The sequence below is a fragment of the Thioalkalivibrio sulfidiphilus HL-EbGr7 genome, assembly GCF_000021985.1.
Classification (GTDB): Bacteria; Pseudomonadota; Gammaproteobacteria; order Ectothiorhodospirales; family Ectothiorhodospiraceae; genus Thioalkalivibrio_A; species Thioalkalivibrio_A sulfidiphilus.
The window spans coordinates 3,297,952-3,316,598 of sequence record NC_011901.1; the positions used below are offsets into that span (position 1 = coordinate 3,297,952).

An 18,647-nucleotide genomic window follows, 5' to 3' on the forward strand; every position below is an offset into this window, starting at 1 on the left:
ACATCGGGAGGAGCCATGCACGCGACCATCGCAGACAGCACGGAAAGCGCGGAAAGCGCCGACAGCTACACCATCGCCAAGCCCCGCATCCTGGTGGTCGAGGACTCCACCACCATGCGCAAGGCGATCCGCCGCCTGCTCAGCAACGACTTCGAGGTGGTGGAGGCCGACGACGGCGACACCGGCTGGGAGCTGGTGCGCGATGATCCCAGCATCCAGGTGGTGTTCTCCGACCTGATGATGCCGCGCATGAACGGCTTCATGCTGCTGCGCCAGATCCGTGAGTCCATCCACAGCCGCATCAGCGAGTTGCCGGTGATCATCATCACCGGCCACGAGGACGACGAGAAGATGCGCCGTCAGGCCATGGCCCTGGGCGCCACCGACTTCATCACCAAGCCCTTCGACTCCCTGCAGCTGCGCGCCCGCGCCAAGGCCCACGCCAAGTTCGAGCACACCCAGCGCCGCCTGCAGCAGGCCACCCAGGCCCTGGAGCAGCGCAGCACCATCGACCCGCTGACCGGCCTGGCCAACGCCAACTACTTCCGCGAGCACGGCCCGGTGCTGCTGTCCTTTGCCATCCGCCACGGCAACGAGCTGTCGGTGCTGCGCATCGACGTGGACCAGTACGACGAGCTGTTCCGCAAGCGCGGCCGCCAGGTGGCGGACAAGGTGCTGGTGAACATCTCCAAGATCATCAGCGGCAGCGTGCGCCGGGAGGACACGGTCGCCCGGGTGGGCCTGTCCAAGTTCGCCGTGCTCATGCCCGGTGCCAATGAACAGGTGGCCCGCGAGGTCGCCAGCAAGATCCACGATCTCAACCAGAAGGCGGGCTACCGCCTGGGCAACACCCGCTTCGCCATGACCGTGAGCGCGGGCCTGGTGACGCCGGCCCTGTACGAGAACCTGCAGTTCGACGAGGTGATCAAGCTGGCCGAGGCGCGGGTGGCCAAGGCCATGGCCTCCGGCGGCAACACGGTGGTGTTCGAGGAAGGCCCGCCGGCGGAGAGCCGCGCCGCCCCCGAGGGGCGCCGCGTGGCACTCTCCGTGGAAGAGGCCCTGATCCTGCTGCGCACCGGCGACACCGCCAAGGTCAACGAGCAGCTCGGCCCCCTGCTGCGGCGCATGTTCCCGTTGCTGGTCCACGCCAACCGCCAGCTTCGCCTGGGCATGGACGGCGCGCTGCTGCAACTGAAGAACCGCGCCAAGGAGCTTTGAGATCATCAATAATGGACAGGATTAACAGGATGTACATGATTTCAAAAAGGAAGCGGCCAAGAGGCCGCTTCCTTTTTTTCTAATCCCGTTAATCATGTCAATCCTGTCCAGTCCCTGGCTATTCATCCACCCTGGACAGCATGCGCAACCCGCCCAGCATGCCGGTCAGGCGTCGGCGGATCTCCGCTTCGGTGTCCTCGGGGGGAAGTTCGGGCAGGTCCCAGACCTTGAGCCGTGCCGTGGGTGGCAGCGCCGGACAGCGCTGCCGGGTGTGGACATCGAGGGGAATCACCAGGTCGGCCCAGGCAAGCTGGTCGGCATCGAGCCGGTCCAGATCCGCCCCGAGCCCTTCCATCCATCCCGCCCCGATCTCCCCGGTCAGCCGGGCCGCCAGGTCCGTGCGCGAATCCCCGTTTGCCCCGATGAACAGGACACGCGCCGGACGCTTATACATGGGATCTTTGCTTGCCTCTTGTCTCTAGCGACTTGTCTCTACCGCATTTCTTCTCTAGCGCATGTCCCTGATCACACCCGTGACGATGCCCAGGATCTCGATCTCCTCGTTCCTGAGGATGATGGGCTCCATGTCCGGGTTGGCGGGCTGCAGGCGGATGCCTTCGCGCTCCACGTAGAACTTCTTCAGGGTCACCTGCTCGCCGTTGATCATGGCCACCACGGTCTGGCCGTTCTCGGCACTCTGGCGGCGCTCCACCACGATGATGTCGCCGTCCTGGATGTTGTCGTCGATCATGGAGTGGCCGCGCACCCGCAGGGCATAGGTGTTGCGCCGGACCATGTGGGCGGGCACCGAGACCCGCTCCTCGTTGCTGCACAGGTCCACCGGCAGGCCGGCGGCCACCCAGCCGAGCAGGGGGATCTCGCAGGTATCGACCGGCGCCGCCTCGAAATCCTCCATGCCGGCGGGCCAGACGGGACGGTTCCGCTTGGGGATCAGCAGGTGCAGTTCAGACATGGGTTTCACCTCGGGGCTGGGACGCATGATCCGAGCATAACACAAGACCTTTCATTTACAGCAAGTTAACAGAAACTCCTAAAGTTGATTGGGCCTTTTGTGGGGCGCTGTTCCCGGGTCCATAATGGCAGGCACCCATGCTTCAGGAGCCAGCCCCATGCGCACCCTCAAGGAATACCCGGTCAACGAGCTGAAGCTCATCTACCAAGCCCTGCACGCCAGCCTGCCCAATGAGCCCGAACTCATGGACAGCCTGCTGCTGGAGGACCTGCAGCGTTTCCTGCAGGAGCGGGCCAGTCAGGACGGGGTGGACGTCTCCACCCACAGTCAGTGGGCCGGGTGGCTCAACGACCGCTGAAACTTCCCAGGATCAGGCCTCCCGGGCGACGCATCGGGACAACGCGCCCGCCGGCCCCGGGCGACCATAGAGGTAGCCCTGGAAATAGCGGCAGCCCAGGGCCAGCAGCTTGTCCCGCTGGGCCTCGCGCTCCACGCCCTCGGCGATCACCCGAAGATCCAGGCTCTCGCCCAGGGCCACCACGGTGCGCACGATGGCCTCGTCGTTGCTGTCCACCAGCAGGTCGCGCACGAAGGACTGGTCGATCTTGAGCTGATTCAGGGGCAGGCGCTTGAGATAGGACAGGGACGAATAGCCGGTGCCGAAGTCGTCCAGGGAGAAACGCACGCCCCGGGCGCGCAGTCGCATCATGATGCCAATCATCTCTTCCACGTTGTCCACCAGCTGGCTCTCGGTGAGCTCCATCTCCAGCCGGCGCGGATCCGCGCCGCTGTCTTCCAGCACGTCCAGCACCCGGGAGACGAAATCCGGGTGCCGGAACTGGCGCACGCTGACATTGATGGACAACACCAGCCCAACCATGGCGGGATCGCGTGACCAGGCCGCCAGCTGGGCACAGGCCTGCCGCAGTACCCAGTCGCCCAGGGGCAGGATCATCCCGGTGGCCTCGGCCACCGGGATGAACTCGCCCGGCGAGACCAGACCCCGCTCGGGATGACGCCAGCGCAGCAGCGCCTCGGCGCCCACGGCCGTCCCGGCCGCATCCACCTGGGGCTGTAGTTCGAGGAAGAACTGCTCCGTCTGCAAGGCCTCGCGCAGATCCGCTTCCAGCGCCGCCCGAGCACTGACCGCCGCCTGCATGGAAGGATTGAAGAACCGCAGGCCGTTGCGCCCGGCGGACTTGGCCTCGTACATGGCCAGGTCCGCGCGCTTGAGCAGCTCTTCCACCGTGTCATCGCTGTCGCTGAACATGGCCACGCCGATGCTGGCGGTGATGCGGTAGACCACCCGGTCCAGGCTGAAGGGTTCGCTCAGCACCCCCAGCAGTTTCTCACCCACGTGGCGCACCTGGTGCACCGCCTCGCCGCCCTCGGGCTGCAGCCCTTCCAGCATCACCACGAATTCGTCGCCACCCAGGCGTGCCAGGGAGTCATTCTCCCGCACATGCTCGCGCAGCCGCTCGGCGATCTGCTGCAGCAGCAGGTCGCCCATGTCGTGACCCAGGGTGTCGTTGAGATTCTTGAAGTTGTCCAGATCGATGAACAGCAACGCACCCTCGTGACCGGTGCGGTCGCAATTGGCCAGGGCGTGGCGCAACTGGTCGATGAGCAGGCGGCGGTTGGGCAGGCCGGTGAGCGGATCGAAGAAGGCCAGCTGGTGCACCTCTTCCAGGATCTTCTTCTGTTCGCTGATGTCGGTGGAAATGCCGCACAGTGCGTAGATGTGGCCATCCGCACGACGCAGGGGGAGCTTCACCGTCAGGAAGGTGTTCACGTGCCGGCCATCGCGGGTGCGATTGTGCTCTTCCTCCGCGAAGCGCTCGCCGCGCTCCAGCACCAGGCGATCGTTCTGTTCCAGCCTGGCGGCGGTCTCGGCATCGAAGAAGTCCGCGTCCCGGCGGCCGATGATGCGTTCCGGCGAGGCACCGAACAGCTCGCAGACCTTGCGGTTGGCGTACTGGTAACGCAGCTCCGTGTCCTTGATGTAGATGCACGCCTCGACGCTGTTGAGGATGGTGGACAGGCGCTCCTCGCTGGCGCGCAACTGGCGGGTGCGCTCGTTGACCTGCAGGCGCAGGAACAGGCTGAACAGCAAGGCCAGCCCCAGGGCCGCCAGCAGGCCCGCCAGACCCCACCACAGATGCTCCGGGATGCGTGTCTCGGTGTGCTCGAAGCCCCAGCTGCGCAGGATGTCGAAATAGGTCGAACCCGGGGTGTCCTTCCAGTGAGTCAGGTGGGCATCGATGCGCGCCAGCAGATCGGCGTTACGCCCCCTGGGGACGGTATAAAACAACTGTACCGGCTGGAACATGATGGGCGTGACCCGCAAGCCCATCTCCAGGGCGCGCTGGTCACCGAAGCGATGGTTGGCCACCACGGCGTCGGCCTCACCGCTGATCACCCTGTCGAAACCCTCTTGCAGGGTCTGCACCGGCAGCCAGGAGACGCGCACGCCAAAATTGTCCAGCAGGTCCATCAGGTAACCTTGCTGAATGGAGCCCTCCAGCACCGCCAGGGAACGCCCCTCCAGATCCAGCATGGAATCGATACGCTGCCCCGGCCTCTGGTAGACCTGGGACCAGCTGTACAGGGCGGGCACCCGGTGAAAATCCATGCGCGCGGCCCGCGCGTCGCTGTAGGCCACATCGGGCAGCAGGTCGAGCTCGCCCCGGCTGAGCAGGTCCAGGCACCGGGACCACTCGCAGGGCACCGGGACCAGCCGCCAGTCTTCTTCCTGCGCGATCTCCCGGAGCAGATCCCCCAGGATGCCGGTGATCGTGCCGTCGGCCTCCAGCATCAGCTTGGGCGCGTTGTCATAGACGCCCACCCGCACCTCCCGGGCATCGGCCGCGAACGACGCAACCACCAGGCCCAGCCACATCAGGCCGATCCTTAGCCATCCCGCTGAAGCGACGAACCGCATGGGGTCTCCGGAAATGAGCATCCGGGATTACTTTACAATCAGACTGGGATTTATGCCGCCCTTTCTTGCCACCGTGCAGCGCGCCTGGCTCAGCGGTAAAACAACACCAGCGTGGACACCGCCACGGCATTGCCGAGGCCATGCACCACCATGGCCGGCAGCAGGCTGCGGAAGCGCTCGAAGCTCCAGGCCAGCAGCACGCCGCTCCAGAACACCGCCAGCATGGCGGTGAAGCTGTACAGGTGCAGCAGGCTGAACAGGGCGGCGGAGAGCAGGATCGCCACCCAGGGACGCATGACGCTTCTGAGCGTCACGTAGACCAGGCCCCGGAAGGCGATCTCCTCGATGATCGCCGCCCACAGGATAGCGTTGATGGCGGCCAGCAGGGTGTTGCGCCAGGAGCCGAACATGGCCAGCTCATGGATGCCCTGGGACCAGTGGCTCTCCAGTCCCAGGCCCCAGCCGAGCGCCGAGATGAGCATGTTGCCGGCCCAGTGCACCGCCAGCAGCATCACGGTCACCGCCGCGAAGGCCTTCAGACCCACGCCTCGCAGGGTGAGGCCGAAGCCCTGCACGAAGCCCATGCCCCGGGGCTTGAGCAGGTGCCGGCGCATGAGCCAGAGCATGGGCAGACCCGCCACCAGGGTGATCCACAGGGACAGGATGCCGGGGCGGAAGTAGTGCTGCTGGAACAGCCCGATGCCCACCACCACCAGGATGGCGTACAGGGCGGCGCGCACCATCACCGCGAAGCCTTGGGCGGCGGGCCAGGGATCGTCCAGCACCGCCGCGCGCCAGGCAGGAGGGTGGGTGAAGACCCGCGCCCGGGCCAACAGGATCAGGCCGAGCGCCAGGGTCACCGTGACCGTGATGCCCAGCCAGCGCAGCCGCTCGCGCATCTCGGCGCCGCGCAGGTTCAGGGCCAGTCGGAAGGCCTCGGCGGTCTCCAGGTCGCCGGCCCGCTCCGCCAGGCGCATGCGCAGGTGGTCCCTGCCCCAGCCACCCGGCACCATGCGCGCACCATAGCGCAACTCCGAGGCGGTCAGCTGCTCGCCCTCGACCCCGTAGGCATGGGCCAGGGTGGCCACCAGCACGTCCTCTTCCGGCCCCGTGCCCAGGGTCTGCAGCCCCTCGATGAAGGCCTCCCGCTGACCGGTCTCGGCCAGGGCGATGAGCCAGCGGGCACGGGTGTTCTGCTCGTTCCAGGGCTTGACCCGGTGCGGGTTGCGCTCGAACCACTCCAGGGTCTCAGCGTAGATGGCGATGGACTTCTGCTCCACCGCGCCCCGTTCGCCGAACAGCAGGCGGTGGTAGGCCCGCTCCCAGGCGGGCACGGTCTCGTAGCCGCCGTAAAAGTAGAGATGCCGGTCCGCCTTGCGTCCCGCGGACTCACCCACGAAACGCAGCCCCGAGGGGCCGTCGGTGGTGAAGGCGGGGTACAGGCTGATGGCCATCACGGCCGCCACCAGCAGGGCCAGCAGGCCGGTAAACCAGGGATTGGGGCGGGATCGGGCCATACAGCTCCGATCATGGCACGGCGCGCTTGGTTCCCGATACGGGGACAGGGGCCACCATCCAGGGGACGCGCGGTGCCCCACATCCCGGCCGGGATGGTTTATGGTTAGTGCAGGCGATCTTGCCCGTTGCGCTGCCCGATAAAGAGACTCGCATGTCCCAAGCCCAGTATCGCGTCATCCTCACCGGCACCCTGGCCAGCGGCGCCGATCCCGCCCAGGCCCAGGCCAACCTGGCGCAGCTCTTCAAGCTGCCGCCGGATCGGGCCGAGGCCCTGGTCAACGAGGCGCCGGTGGTGATCAAGAAGGGGCTCGACGAGGCCACCGCCCGGAAGTACCAGGCAGCCCTGCACAAGGCCGGCTGGCTCTCGGAGGTGCGCCTCTGGGAGGCGGCGGAGAGTACCGACACCCCACCCGCCGCGCCGCCGGCCCCGGAATCTCCCCGCGCCGCCGGCCCCGCGCCCCTGGAGGCCAGCATCGCGCCGCCCGGCTCGCTGCTGGCCGACCCCCGGGAGGTGCCGCCGCTGCAGGTGGATCTCTCCGGCATAACCCTGGCCGAGCCCGGCGCGACCATCGGCGATCCCCGGGAAATCCCCCCGCTGCGAGTCGATCTCTCCGAACTGAGCCTGGCGGCACCGGGCGCGCGCCTGGACGAGGACCCGACCGGGCGCTGAGTACCCCGGCGCCCGGCCGGCACGGGGAACTTGAGGGCGCCCCGGCAAACAAAAACCCTACCATTCAAGGTAATGAGAGGATTCGTCATGACCCGATTCATCACCTGGCGCAGCCTGCTGGCCCTACTGCTCATCCTGCCCCTGGGCGTGGCCTGCGCTAACCCCAACCTGGACACGCGGGAACACGTGGTCAAGGTGGTGCCCCTGACCGACGGCCTGGAAAACCCCTGGTCCCTGGCCTTCCTGCCCAACGGCGACATGCTCATCACCGAGCGCCCCGGGCGTCTGCGCATCTTCCGCGACGGCCAGCTGCTGCCCGATCCCGTGGCCGGCCTGCCCGAGATCCGCGCCTTCCGCCAGGGTGGCCTGCTGGACATCGCCCTGCACCCGGACTTCGAGAACAACCGCCTGCTGTATCTCTCCTACGCCGCCAATCACCAGGGCGGCATCACCACCCGGGTGGCCCGGGGCCGCTTCGAGAACGACACCCTGCATGACGTGGAGGTGCTGTTCACCGCCGAGCCCGCCTCCGACAACGGCCGCCACTTCGGCTCCCGGCTGCTGTTCGACCGGGCCGGCTACCTGTACATCACCGTGGGCGACCGGGGCGACATGCCCCGGGCACAGGACCTGAACGACCACGCCGGCAGCACCATCCGCCTGCACGACGACGGCCGCATCCCCGAGGACAACCCCTTCGTGGGCCGCAGTGACGCCCGCCCGGAGATCTACACCTACGGCAACCGCAACGCCCAGGGCATGGCCCTGCACCCGGACACCGGCGCCGTATGGCAGAACGAGCACGGCCCCCGGGGCGGCGACGAGCTCAACCTGATCCGCGCCGGCGTGAACTACGGCTGGCCGGTGATCACCCACGGCGTCGAGTACTCCGGCGCCACCATCGGCGAGGGCCTCACCGAGAAGGAGGGCATGGAACAGCCGGTGCACCACTGGACCCCGTCCATCGCCCCGTCCGGCATGGCCTTCTACACCGGCGACGTGTTTCCCAACTGGCGCGGCAACGTCTTCGTCGGCGCCCTGGCCCACACCCACGTGACGCGCCTGGTCATGGACGGCGACCGGGTGGTGGAAGAGGAGCCCATGTTCAGGGAGATGGGCCAGCGCATCCGCGACGTGCGCCAGGGCCCGGACGGCTACCTGTACCTGCTCACCGACCACACCAACGGCCGGCTGCTGCGGGTGGAACCGGCGGAGTAAGATCAGAAATTGCCGCAGAGGCGCGCAGGCGCAGAGAAATCAAGGGATCTGACAGGATTTACATGATTCACATGATGAAAAACCAATACCCGTGATGCAGTTTTTTCAATCCTGTTAATCATGTAAATCCTGTCAAACAGATTTTTCTTTGCGCCTCTGCGGCAGCTTGTCATGCCCTTGAACCCAACCGAGGACCAACGCCATGTTCGGATTCCTCAAATCCGTTGAAATGCCCCGCCCGGAGGAGGCCCTGCCGGGTCGCGCCGAGGCCATGCCAGTGCCCGAGCGCCACGCCGTGCTGGGCACGCCGCTCACGCCCCCCTGGCCCGAGGGGATGGCCGAATCCGTGTTCGGCCTGGGCTGTTTCTGGGGCGCGGAAAAGACCTTCTGGAAGCTGCCCGGCGTGTACACCACGGCGGTGGGCTATGCCGCCGGCTACACCCCGAATCCCACTTACCGGGAGGTGTGCACCGGGCGCACCGGCCACAACGAGGTGGTGCGGGTGGTCTACGACCCGGCGAAGATCCGCTTCGCCGAGCTCTTGAAGGTGTTCTGGGAATCCCACGACCCTACCCAGGGCATGCGCCAGGGCAACGACGTGGGCACCCAGTACCGCTCCGGCATCTACGTCACCGACCCCGCCGGGCGGGCCGAGGCCGAGGCCTCCAAGGCCGCCTACGGCGCGGCCCTCGCCGCGCGGGGGCTCGGGCCCATCACCACCGAGATCCTGGACGCGCCGCCCTTCTACTACGCCGAGGACTACCACCAGCAGTACCTGGCCAAGAACCCGGGCGGCTACTGCGGCCTGGGCGGCACCGGCGTCCCCTGCCCCGGCTGGGAACCGGCGGATGCCAGGGCCTGAGTCCACCCTGCCGCCGGATGCGGCGGCGATCCTCGAGTTCTGGTTCTCCAGCCGGGTCAAGCCCCGCTGGTTTCATTCCACCCCGGAACTGGATGCCGAGATCCGCGAGCGCTTCGAGGCCCTCTGGCAACGGGGCCGTGCGGGGGAGCTGGACCACTGGGGCGAGACCGCGGAAGGCGCCCTGGCCCTGGCGATCCTGCTGGACCAGCTGCCGCTGAACATGTTCCGGGGTCATCCCGATGCCTTCTCCACCGAGGCCGCCGCCCGCCGGGTGGCCGATGCCGCCATCGCCGGGGGCCTGGACCAGCAGTTGCCCCCGGAGCAGCGCGCCTTTCTCTACCTGCCCTTCATGCACAGCGAGGACCTGGACGACCAGGACCGCTCCGTAACCCTGTTCTCCCAGCCGGGCCTGGAATACAACCTCAAATGGGCCACCCATCACCGGGACATCGTCGCCCGCTTCGGCCACTTCCCGCACCGCAACGCCATCCTTGGCCGGGAAAGCAGCCCGGAGGAGCAGGCGTGGCTGGAGAGTGGGGAGGGCTACGAAGGTTAAGTGCGAAGTGTGAATTGGGAAGTTGGAAGGATAAACAACACTTCGTACTTCCCAATTCACACTTCGCACTTCTGATGCGCCGCATCCACCAGCGCCCGGAACAGGGCCTGCTGACTGCGCTTCTGCGGCAGGTACTCCGGGTGCCACTGCACGCCGATGGCGTAGCGCCGCTCGGTGTGCTCCACCGCCTGGATCACCCCGTTGGCCTCCCGGGCCACCACCCGCAGGCCTTCGCCCAGCCGATCCACGCCCTGGTCGTGCAGGGCGTTCACGGGGCAGCGTTCGCAGCCCAGTATCTGCCGCAGCACGGAATCCGGCGCCAGGGCCACGGTCTTCCTCGGCAGCACGCTGCGGATCTGCGGGTGTTCCTCGTGGAAGCCCTCCAGCCCCTGGTGCAGGGAGCCGCCACAGACCACGTTCATGAGCTGCATGCCCCGGCAGATGCCCAGCAGGGGCAGATCCCGGTCCAGGGCGTCGCGGATCAGGGCCTGTTCCAGATGATCCCGGTCCGCATCCCCTTCCGGCGCATGGGTGAGCAGGGTGCGGCGCAGGGCCCACAGCAGCGGATAGACCAGCAGGCCCAGCAGGCGCTGACCCAGGCGCGGTTCGGCGGCCTCGTAGTCCTCCAGCAGGGTGTGGCGGTGGGCCCCGTAGAGCACCGGGTCCACGTCGGCCCCGCCGCCGATGATCAGGCCGTCGAGCTTGAGTTCCGCCCGTGGCCGGCGCGGGGTGATACGCACCGCCCGACCGCCGGCGCGACGCACCGCGAACCAGCTGGCCATCCAGGCGGCCAGGCCGCCCCGGTCCGGGCCGGTGACGCCGATCAGGGGACGAGAGGACATGTCAGTCCTGGAACAGCTCGACGAGGGCCGAGCGCCAGCGGTCGCCGATGCGCCCCAGGGCATGGCCCGGCGAGGCCAGGACCTCCTCGGACAGGGCCGCGAGACGCTCACGATCGTCGGCCAGGCGCTCCACCGCCACCCAGTCGTTCCAGGGCAGGGCCAGGCTCCAGTCCGGCTCGTCGATCTGGCAGTTGGGCAGGCGGTAGTGGAAGGCCGGGCGGGGCTTGACCAGGTGACGTTCCACCGGCGCGGCCATCACCCGCGCCCTGTCCACGTGGGTGAACAGCGGCAGCATGTCCAGGGGCCTGTTGCGGGTGGGATTGTCGCGCAGGTAGTCATCGATCAGGCCCGCCATGTCCGGGGCGTAATCGGCCGCCAGGATGCGCCGGGCATAGCGGCCGGGGAAGGGATTCACGTAGGGGGTGAAGCGCCGGGACAGGTCCACCTCGCCCCGCTCCATGAGCCATTCGTGTAGCAGCAGGAAGGCGCGCAGGATATCACGCAGATAGCCGGCCTCCAGGCAGGCCGCCTCCACGTTGAGCTGCAGGCCGAAGGCGTAGAGCAGGGAGGCATGGGTGCCCAGGGCACCCTTGTTGCGCAGGGCCTCGCGCAGTTCGTCCAGTTCTGGCAGCGCCGTCCAGGGCACCGGCGGGGCCACCAGTTCGTGGGGCACCACCAGGCCGGCCAGGTCCGAGAGCACCTCGTCGAGCCCCGCCTCCGGGTCCACCTCAACCCCCAGGCGGCGCAGGAATTTCAGGTACTCCCGCTCCTTGAGCAGGTTGCTGTCCAACTCCAGCTGGAAGTCACCGTGACGGGTCCCGCGCACGTGGACCACGAAGGGGTTGTCGGACTCGATGCGCCCGCCAAAGGCCCGCTGCACGGCCCGGGCCATGTCGGGCAGGGAGATCTGCGCCATCTCCATCTCCACGCCCACCCGGCGTATCTCGTCCCCGGCGGTGCGGGTCTCGGGGAGCTGCATGAAGCACGTCATGGTGCGCCTCGGGTCATCGGGTACGAAGCGATGTGTGCGTACATGAAACCCAGTCTAACAAGATGCCCTCGCCGCCCTGATGACAATACGCCCCATGCTGGCAGTTCGGGTTGTGCCGGCATGCTGATAATCCAAATATCGTTAAATAATAATTAACATGGATACAAATATTTAATTGGTCTGGCAACTTTCTGTTTTTCCGTAATTAATCATGGACAAATCTATTTTTTAGATGTGAATGAGCGAATTTTTGTATGAATACAATCACGCTTCCGTCACATAAAGCGCCCGTCGGCAGATTGACGGCAGTCGTCAGATTGTCAGATTCTCGAAAGTGCTCAAACACGGTTTCAGGGATCCTGGAGCCCGGTCGCGCATCCTCCAGATCCCCGGAGATGCCACCCAGGAGCTGCGGCGGCGGTCGCTTACGGACAGCCACCAGCGCCGCCCACTCGCCAGGATGGCCGGCCATACCCCATGGCCAGGGTCCGGGAAGACCCCATAAAACACAAAAATAAAGATGCGCTACTGCCTTCGCCGGCAGATTCGCGCCGAAATTATATTTTGGAGGAGTCCAACATGCAGAGAAGACAATTCCTCAGGGCCGGCGCGGCCCTGACGGCGGGTTGCGCCGTGGCCGGCCCCCTGGGCCTGCTCTCCTGGTCCCCAAGGGCCGAGGCTGCCAACCTGAGCGTCACCCTCACTGCCCGCCGGGGCAACGTCACCATGATCGACGGCACCCAGGCGACCCTGTTCACCTTCAGCCACAACGGCCAGATGTCCTTCCCCGGCGCCACCCTGGTGTGCCAGGAAGGCGACACCCTCACGGTGAACCTCGTCAACCAGCTCTACACCCGGGTGGCCTTCAAGGTGGGCGGCACCGCGATCCGCACCACCGTGAACAGCCGCAGCTCCAGGGCCTTCAGCTTCAACGCCCCGGCCGCCGGCACCTATCTCTACTACGACGACCAGAACAACGGCGTGAACCGCATCATGGGCCTGCACGGCGCACTGATCGTCATGCCCTCGGGCATCAAGAACCGCTCCTTCAGCGGCGGCCCCACCTTCGTGCGCCAGTACAAGTGGCTGCTGGGCAACGTGGACCCGGTCTGGGGCCAGCAGGTGCAGAGCCAGGGCGACAACCGGGTCACCCAGATCAACCCGGACAGCTTCATGCCCAGGTACTTCACCATCAACGGCCTGGCCTACGAGGACACCCACGAGTACAACACCGAGATCTCCGGCCATTACGGCGAGGCGGCCCTGGTGCGCCTGCTCAACGCCGGCGGCATGGTGCACTCGCCCCACTTCCACGGCAACCACGTGGACATCGTCAGCGTCAATCACCAGAACTTCGCCAGCAACCGCAAGAAAAAGGACGTCGTCTCCATGTTCCCCCTGGACGTGCGCGACGTGATCTTCCCCTTCAACCCGCCCCCCGATGCCTGGCCGCCGGTCACGCCCAACCGCATGCAGCATTTCCCCATGCACTGCCATGCGGAGATGTCGCAGACCGCCGGCGGCGGACTCTACCCCCACGGCATGCACGCACCCATCGTGATGGGTATGGCACCTGCCCAGGAGTCCGACCTGAACCAGACCGTGAACAACCTGCCCTGAGGCAGGCCCTCACACCAGGCATTCGATTCGAGGAGACAAGATCATGAGCAGAATGAGCACAACCAGCAGCGGCGGTCATAGCGGCGGCGGCGGTGGCATGGGTGGCGGCGGCATGGGCGGCGGCTGCAACGCCGGCATCGCCGGCAACTGCGGCCTGCACATCGACGCCCCGGCCACCCCCAACCGGGTCACCCCGGACGTGGAGTTCTTCCTGACCACCTTCATGCAGGGCAGCCAGGTCATCAACGGTGTCGAGGTCCCCATCTGGGGCTTCAACATGGACGGCGGTATGGGCGGTATGGGCGGCATGGGCGGCGGTGATGACGGCGGCATGGGTGGTGGCGGCGGCGGCATGATGGGCGGCACCATGCCCAACCCGCCCATGCGCGTGCGTCAGGGCCAGATCGTGCACACCCACCTGAACGCCATGGCCATGATGGCCCCGCACACCGTGCATCACCACGGCATCGAGCCCGACACCTTCAACGACGGCGTGGGCCACTACTCCTTCGACGTGCTGGGCCAGTACACCTACCAGTGGCGCGCCTCCCAGGCGGGGACCTACTTCTACCACTGCCACGTGAACACCGTGCTGCACGCGGAGATGGGCATGTACGGCGCCCTGATCATCGACCCGCCGGAAGGCCCTGGCCGTGCCTACCAGAACGGCCCCACCTATGACGTGGAGGCCATCTGGGCGGTGGACGACATCGACATGGCCTGGCACTGCAAGCCCTGGGATGCGGCCCTGTGCGGCGGGGACGCGGGTCTCAATAACTTCAACCCGGAGATCTTTTGCATCAACGGCATCGGCGAGGACCTGAGCGAGACCCACGCCTCCGTGGTGGTCAACGCCAGTCGCGGCCAGCGGGTGCTTCTGCGCTACATCATGGCCGGCTACGTGCCGCAGAAGGTGAAGTTCCCCGCTGCCCTGGGTGCCTTCCAGGTGGTGGCCGAGGACGGGCGCCCCCTGCCGGTCATCGAGACCAAAGCCGCGGGCAGCGAGATCCTGATGACACCAGCGGAGCGTTACGACCTGATCTTTACGCCCCAGACGGCCGGTTCCTTCCCGGTGGAGATCGATTTCTTCGACTACCGGGCGGCCTCCGGGAACCTGCGCAAGATCGGTTCCATCCGCACCCGCTTCAACATCTCGTGACCGGCGCCGGGTGGCGGAGACGACTCCGCCACCCGGTCTCAGACACGAAGGAGAAGTGACATGCCAAAACAACTGCCTTGCCTGTTCGCCGTTCTGCTCTTGCTGCTGGCCGGCCATGCACAGGCATCCCATGCCAACGAGGCCGACTGGCGGCTCTTCGAAGCCGCCTACCGGGGAGACGTGGCCGAGGCCACCCGCCTGATCAAGGAGGGTGCCGACGTCAACCGGGCCCACCGGCCCTGGGGGCTGACGCCCCTGCTGGTGGCCGTGGGGGTGAGCGAGCCCATGACTGACCTGCTCATCCGCGCCGGCGCCGACCTGAACGCCCGGGAACGTGAAGGCGTGACCGTGCTCATGAAGGCGGTACACGGCGGCAGGCCCGAGGTGGTGCATCGCCTGCTGCAGGAACCGGAACTGGTGATCGACACCCCCGGCCCCCGGGGCAACACCGCGCTGACCTACGCCATCCTGTACGGTCACGCGGAGATGGTGGAGGCCCTGATCGAGAAGGGTGCCGACGTGAACGTCGCCCGGGCCAACGGCACCACGCCCAAGGCCATCGCCGACCACATGCACGCCCTGGCCCTGGCCATGCCCGAGGCCGGCGCGCATCACGGCCACCATGGCCATCACGCCAGCCATCATGGCGACATGCATCACGGCCATGCCGGTCATGACCACCCCATGCGCACCCGGGCCGAGGCCGTGGCCTCCTACAGCCGCGTCCTGGCCGCCCTGGAAAACGCCGGCGCCGCGAAGGCCCCTCAGCAATGCCACCACAACCGTGGCGAACCCCATAACCACAACAATAAACAACAACATCACCACCACCACGGACACCACTGAGGAGTCCCTGACGGTGCACAACCCTGACGCCCCCTCGTGGGGCGTTTTCTTTGCCTGACTGGCGAATCCCCAAAAGCCCAACGCAAAGGCGCGAAGACGCAAAGATCGCAAGGGGTTTTTTATCCAGAAGATTTATAGCGTTCCTTTGCGTCTTAGCGCCTTTGCGTTGAATGCCTTTTAACCAGGTTTATTCGGTATGCCCCAAGGCCTAATATGGGCCCATGACACCATCCCCCAAACCGCGCGTCGCGCTGTTCGTCACCTGCCTGGTGGACCTGTACCGGCCCGCGGTGGGGTTTGCCGCCGTGAAGCTGCTGGAGGATGCCGGCTGCCAGGTGTCGGTGCCCGGGACCCAGACCTGCTGCGGCCAGCCCGCCTACAACAGCGGCGACAACGCCAGCGCCGCCGCCCTCGCCCGACAGGTCATCGAGGCCTTCGAGGGCTACGACTACACCGTGCTGCCCTCCGGCTCCTGTGCCGGCATGATCCAGTACTTCCCGCGCCTGTTCGACACCGAGCCGGACTGGAAGACCCGCGCCCAGGCATTCGCGGACAGGACCCATGAGCTCATGAGTTTCCTCACCGATGTATGCGGTGTCCAAACCATTTCCGCCAGCTATCCCGAGACAGTGACCTACCACGACAGCTGCTCCGGCCTGCGCCAGCTGGGCATCAAGCAGCAGCCGCGCACGCTCCTTGCCAGCGTCGACGGTCTGACGCTGGAAGAGATGCCCGACGCGGAGGTCTGCTGCGGTTTCGGCGGCACCTTCTGCGTGAAGTACCCGGAGATCTCCGGGCGCATGGTGGATGACAAGGCGAGCAACATCACCGCCACCGGCGCCAGCACCGTGCTGGGCGGCGATCTCGGCTGCCTGCTCAACATCGCCGGCCGCCTCAAGGCCACCGGCAGCCCCGTGAAGGTACGCCATGCCGCCGAGGTGCTGGCCGGGATGACGGACCAGCCGGGGCTGGGAGATCCGGAGAAAGAATGAAAAGGCGATTTGCCACAGAGGGCACAGAGGACACAGAGGTGAAGGCCAAGTCAGAACGCGGGAACTGACGACATCGAGTTCTGATCGCATGTCGTTCTTTCTGGCTTATCTCTGTGACCTCTGTGGCTAAAAAGGTATTTCATGCACACCACCCGAAGTCACGAATTCCAGACCCGCGCCGTGGAGGCCCTCCACGACGAGACCCTGCGCACGGCGCTCGGCCGTGCCAAGGACGGCTTCGTGCTCAAGCGCCGGCTGGCCTTCGACGCCCTGCCCGAATACGAGCAGTTGCGCGACCGGGCCGTGGCGATCAAGAACCACACCCTGGAACACCTGGACCACTACCTGGAACGTTACGAGCAGGCGGTCATCCGCCAGGGCGGGCAGGTGCACTGGGCGGAGAACGCCGAGGACGCCCAGCGCATCGTGGTGGAGATCTGCAGCAAGGCGGGCGCGACAAGCGTCACCAAGGGCAAGTCCATGGTGGGCGAGGAAATGGGCGTGAACGCCGCCCTGGAAGCGGCGGGCATGGAGGTGGTGGAGACGGATCTGGGCGAATACATCATCCAGCTGGCCGGCGAACCGCCCAGCCACATCATCGCGCCGGCCGTGCACAAGACCAAGGGCCAGATCTCGGACCTGTTCCATGAACACCACGCCAAGTACGGACTGACGAAGCGGCTCACCGAGATCCCCGACATCGTCAACGAGGCCCGCCAGGTACTGCGCCAGAAGTACCTGGACGCGGACGTGGGCATCACCGGCGCCAACTTCCTCATCGCCGAGACTGGCTCCAACATCATCGTCACCAACGAGGGCAACGGCGATCTCACCAACACCCTGCCCCGGGTGCACATCGTCACCGCCGGCATCGAGAAGGTGGTGCCCACCCTCGACGACGCCACCACCCTGCTGAGGCTGCTGGCACGCAGCGCCACCGGTCAACAGATCACCAGCTACACCACCCTCTCCACCGGCCCGCGCCGGGCGGGCGATCCCGACGGCCCCGCGGAATACCACGTGGTGCTGGTGGACAACGGTCGCAGCGCCATGCTCAGGGACGAGTTCCGCGAGATGCTGCGCTGCATCCGCTGCGGCGCCTGCATGAACCACTGCCCCGTGTACGGCGCCATCGGCGGCCACGCCTACGGCTGGGTCTACCCCGGCCCCATGGGCTCGGTGCTCACCCCCCTGACCCTCGGCCTGCGCGAGGCCAAAGACCTGCCCAACGCCTGCACCCTTAACGGCCGCTGCGCCGAGGTCTGTCCGGTACGCATCCCCCTGCCCGACCTGCTGCGCACCCTGCGCCACCGGCAGTTCCAGCACCAGATCGGCACCCGCCGCGCCCGCTGGGCCCTGGGCCTCTGGTCCTGGCTCGCCCGGCGCCCGGGGCTTTATCACGGCATCACCCGATGGCAGGCGCGCGCGCTCAAGTGGCTTTCCGGCAAAACCGGACGGCTCAAGGCCATGCCCTTGGCTGGTCACTGGTTCAAGGGTGGCCGCGTGCTGCCCGTCCCCCAGGGCGAGACCTTCATGGACGCCTGGCGACGCCGGGAGAAAAAACCATGAGCGCCGCCCGAGACAAGATCCTCGCCAGGATTCGCACAGGCCTCGGTCGAGGCACCTTGCCCCGCGAATCCAGAGAGGCCCTGGACGCCCGCCTGGACGGCACGCTCAATCCGGACAAGCCACTGCGCCCACGCCTGCCCGACACGCCACTCGCCGCGCTATTCCGTGAACGCCTGGAGGCCATCGCCGGCACACTGCAGACCCTGCACGATGAGGCCTACATCCCCGGCGCCGTAGCGACCTACCACGCCAGCCGACAGGTCACGGGCCCCATCGCCGTCGCCCCGTCACTGCAGGAGCTCGACTGGTCCGCCACCGGCCTGGAACCCCGCTTCGGCCGCAGCCACGGCGAGGAACTGCTGTGCGTCAGCCGCGCCTTCTGCGCCATCGCCGAGACCGGCACCCTGGTCCTGCTCTCCGGCCCCGAAAACCCCACGACGCTCAACTTCCTGCCGGATCATCACCTGGTGGTCCTCGATGCCGCGGACGTGCTGAGTCACATCGAGGATGCCTGGGCCCGCATCCGCACCCGGGATGCCGACTGGCCGCGCACGGTGAACCTGATCACCGGCCCCTCCCGCACCGCTGATGTGGAGCAGACCATCCAGTTGGGGGCCCATGGGCCGAGGAGCCTGCATGTGCTGCTCATCAATTCACCACGGGTTGCCTAGA

The 18,647-nt window shown here is 66.7% G+C and carries 18 protein-coding genes; 12 read left to right on the plus strand and 6 right to left on the minus strand.

The features are described from left to right. Window positions 1–15: 15 nt before the first annotated feature. The gene (locus TGR7_RS15795) at window positions 16–1,218 is read left to right on the plus strand and encodes a GGDEF domain-containing response regulator (RefSeq protein WP_012639680.1); all 1,203 of its coding nucleotides are present in this window, start codon (window positions 16–18) and stop codon (window positions 1,216–1,218) included. A 118-nt stretch (window positions 1,219–1,336) separates the two neighbouring features. Here TGR7_RS15795 and TGR7_RS15800 read toward each other — a convergent pair whose 3' ends face one another. Continuing rightward, a complete protein-coding gene (locus tag TGR7_RS15800; RefSeq protein WP_012639681.1) occupies window positions 1,337–1,672 on the minus strand; it encodes a low molecular weight phosphatase family protein in 336 nt (111 codons plus the stop codon). 54 nt (window positions 1,673–1,726) lie between these two features. After that, complete coding sequence (lexA, locus tag TGR7_RS15805) at window positions 1,727–2,191, minus strand: transcriptional repressor LexA (RefSeq protein ID WP_012639682.1); 465 nt, start codon at window positions 2,189–2,191, stop codon at window positions 1,727–1,729. Between the two features lie 157 nt (window positions 2,192–2,348). Here lexA and TGR7_RS15810 point away from each other — a divergent pair, with 157 nt between their 5' ends. After that, the gene (locus tag TGR7_RS15810) at window positions 2,349–2,549 is read left to right on the plus strand and encodes a hypothetical protein (RefSeq protein WP_012639683.1); all 201 of its coding nucleotides are present in this window, start codon (window positions 2,349–2,351) and stop codon (window positions 2,547–2,549) included. Between the two features lie 12 nt (window positions 2,550–2,561). Here TGR7_RS15810 and TGR7_RS15815 read toward each other — a convergent pair whose 3' ends face one another. Continuing rightward, a complete protein-coding gene (locus TGR7_RS15815; RefSeq protein ID WP_245523001.1) occupies window positions 2,562–5,132 on the minus strand; it encodes an EAL domain-containing protein in 2,571 nt (856 codons plus the stop codon). An 89-nt stretch (window positions 5,133–5,221) separates the two neighbouring features. Next, the gene (locus TGR7_RS15820) at window positions 5,222–6,649 is read right to left on the minus strand and encodes a CPBP family intramembrane glutamic endopeptidase (protein ID WP_012639685.1); all 1,428 of its coding nucleotides are present in this window, start codon (window positions 6,647–6,649) and stop codon (window positions 5,222–5,224) included. A 152-nt stretch (window positions 6,650–6,801) separates the two neighbouring features. Here TGR7_RS15820 and TGR7_RS15825 point away from each other — a divergent pair, with 152 nt between their 5' ends. The 4 genes from TGR7_RS15825 to TGR7_RS15840 all read left to right on the plus strand — a co-directional run bounded on the left by TGR7_RS15825 (window position 6,802) and on the right by TGR7_RS15840 (window position 9,956). Further along, window positions 6,802–7,320 carry a hypothetical protein gene (locus TGR7_RS15825; RefSeq protein WP_012639686.1) on the plus strand — a complete coding sequence of 173 codons (519 nt, stop codon included), beginning with the start codon at window positions 6,802–6,804 and terminating at the stop codon, window positions 7,318–7,320. Window positions 7,321–7,407: 87 nt separating this feature from the next. Beyond that, a complete protein-coding gene (locus TGR7_RS15830; protein ID WP_012639687.1) occupies window positions 7,408–8,538 on the plus strand; it encodes a PQQ-dependent sugar dehydrogenase in 1,131 nt (376 codons plus the stop codon). Between the two features lie 202 nt (window positions 8,539–8,740). After that, on the plus strand, window positions 8,741–9,400 hold the full coding sequence (msrA, locus tag TGR7_RS15835; protein WP_012639688.1) for a peptide-methionine (S)-S-oxide reductase MsrA: 660 nt from the start codon (window positions 8,741–8,743) through the stop codon (window positions 9,398–9,400). After that, window positions 9,387–9,956, plus strand: coding sequence for a DUF924 family protein (locus tag TGR7_RS15840; protein WP_012639689.1), 570 nt, complete (start codon window positions 9,387–9,389; stop codon window positions 9,954–9,956). The genes msrA and TGR7_RS15840 overlap by 14 nt, the downstream gene beginning before the upstream one ends. Before the next feature lie 56 nt (window positions 9,957–10,012). On the opposite strand, the gene TGR7_RS15845 is transcribed toward TGR7_RS15840, so the two are convergent. Both TGR7_RS15845 and TGR7_RS15850 read right to left on the minus strand, forming a co-directional pair. Beyond that, window positions 10,013–10,798, minus strand: coding sequence for a gamma-glutamyl-gamma-aminobutyrate hydrolase family protein (locus TGR7_RS15845; protein WP_012639690.1), 786 nt, complete (start codon window positions 10,796–10,798; stop codon window positions 10,013–10,015). A gap of 1 nt (window position 10,799) precedes the next feature. Then, on the minus strand, window positions 10,800–11,789 hold the full coding sequence (locus TGR7_RS15850) for an amidoligase family protein (RefSeq protein ID WP_012639691.1): 990 nt from the start codon (window positions 11,787–11,789) through the stop codon (window positions 10,800–10,802). Between the two features lie 579 nt (window positions 11,790–12,368). Here TGR7_RS15850 and TGR7_RS15855 point away from each other — a divergent pair. From TGR7_RS15855 to TGR7_RS15880, 6 genes are all read left to right on the plus strand, one after another. Then, on the plus strand, window positions 12,369–13,409 hold the full coding sequence (locus TGR7_RS15855) for a multicopper oxidase domain-containing protein (RefSeq protein ID WP_012639692.1): 1,041 nt from the start codon (window positions 12,369–12,371) through the stop codon (window positions 13,407–13,409). 97 nt (window positions 13,410–13,506) lie between these two features. Next, a complete protein-coding gene (locus TGR7_RS15860; RefSeq protein ID WP_041443210.1) occupies window positions 13,507–14,568 on the plus strand; it encodes a multicopper oxidase domain-containing protein in 1,062 nt (353 codons plus the stop codon). Window positions 14,569–14,628: 60 nt separating this feature from the next. Beyond that, window positions 14,629–15,414: an ankyrin repeat domain-containing protein gene (locus tag TGR7_RS16880; protein ID WP_012639694.1), complete on the plus strand. Its 786-nt coding sequence runs from the start codon at window positions 14,629–14,631 to the stop codon at window positions 15,412–15,414. Between the two features lie 221 nt (window positions 15,415–15,635). Then, window positions 15,636–16,406, plus strand: a complete 771-nt coding sequence (locus TGR7_RS15870; RefSeq protein ID WP_012639695.1) for a (Fe-S)-binding protein — start codon at window positions 15,636–15,638, stop codon at window positions 16,404–16,406. A 141-nt stretch (window positions 16,407–16,547) separates the two neighbouring features. Continuing rightward, window positions 16,548–17,975 (plus strand): LutB/LldF family L-lactate oxidation iron-sulfur protein, encoded by a 1,428-nt coding sequence (locus TGR7_RS15875; protein ID WP_012639696.1) that lies wholly within the window; start codon window positions 16,548–16,550, stop codon window positions 17,973–17,975. Continuing rightward, a complete protein-coding gene (locus tag TGR7_RS15880; protein ID WP_012639697.1) occupies window positions 17,972–18,646 on the plus strand; it encodes a LutC/YkgG family protein in 675 nt (224 codons plus the stop codon). Before TGR7_RS15875 ends, TGR7_RS15880 begins: the two co-directional genes overlap by 4 nt. Window position 18,647: the final 1 nt, after the last annotated feature.